This is a genomic window from Micromonospora sp. D75 (genome assembly GCF_018070405.1).
Taxonomy (GTDB): Bacteria; Actinomycetota; Actinomycetes; order Mycobacteriales; family Micromonosporaceae; genus Micromonospora; species Micromonospora chalcea.
Window position 1 is genome coordinate 1 of sequence record NZ_JAGPXV010001084.1, and the last position, 872, is coordinate 872.

The following is an 872-nucleotide window of genomic DNA, read 5'->3' on the forward strand; positions in this document are numbered from 1 at the left end:
CGCGTCGTGATCCTGCCGAAGGTCCGCGATCCCCGGTTCACCACGATCCGCCGGGGCGGCACGCTCACCGACGAGCACCACCACCTGCTGGCGCTCTGGGCCGCCACCTGCGCGGAGCACGTCCTCGGCCTGTTCGAGGCGGTCCGGCCGGACGACAGCCGCCCGCGTGAGGCGATCGCGTACGCCCGCGCCTGGGTGCGGGGCGAGGTCAGGATGATGGAGGCGCGCGCGGCGGGCGGGCACGCCATGGGCGCGGCCCGGGACCTGCGCGGGGCGGCACGCAACGCCGCGTACGCCGCCGGACAGGCCGCCGTCGTGGCCCACGTGGCCGCCCACGAACTCGGCGCCGCCGCGTACGCGATCAAGGCGGTACGCGCGGCGGCGCCCGCCGGTCTCGGCGAGGCGGCCGGGCGCGACGAGTGCCGGTGGCAGCGCGATCAGCTCCCGGCCGAGATCCGCGAGCTGGTCCTGGACGACCAGCGGCTGCGCAACGACATCTGCTGGTCGGTCTTCGACTGCTGACACCGGCCGGAGCCTGTCGGGAAAGTGCCACCGGAGGTGGCAACCATGGCGTGGCCGGGTGGCGTCTCGGAAGGCGTCACGCCGATGCACCACCTGACCCCAAGGACCGGCTCGTGTGGATCTTCTCCTGACTGAGTTCGACCTGTTCGTCCGAACTCGTACGCCCGCGCTGCTGCGCTCCGCCTACCTGCTGACCGGCGACCAGCATCTGGCCGAGGACCTCGTCCAGTCCGCGCTGGCCCGTACGCACCGTGCCTGGAATCGGTTGCACGAGACCGGCAACGCGGAGGCGTACACCCGGAAGGTCATGTACCACCTGCAGGTCTCCTGGTGGCGACGCCGCCGGGTGG

Annotated in this window: 2 protein-coding genes; both read left to right on the top strand. The window is 73.1% G+C overall.

The genetic code is table 11. The annotated features are described in order from the left end of the window. Positions 1-6 precede the first annotated feature (6 nt). Positions 7-522, top strand: a complete 516-nt coding sequence (locus tag KBX39_RS32155; protein ID WP_043327649.1) for a putative immunity protein — start codon at positions 7-9, stop codon at positions 520-522. Between the two features lie 115 nt (positions 523-637). Then, the coding region (locus KBX39_RS32160) for a sigma factor (protein WP_312247530.1) at positions 638-872 on the top strand (235 nt) is incomplete at its 3' end.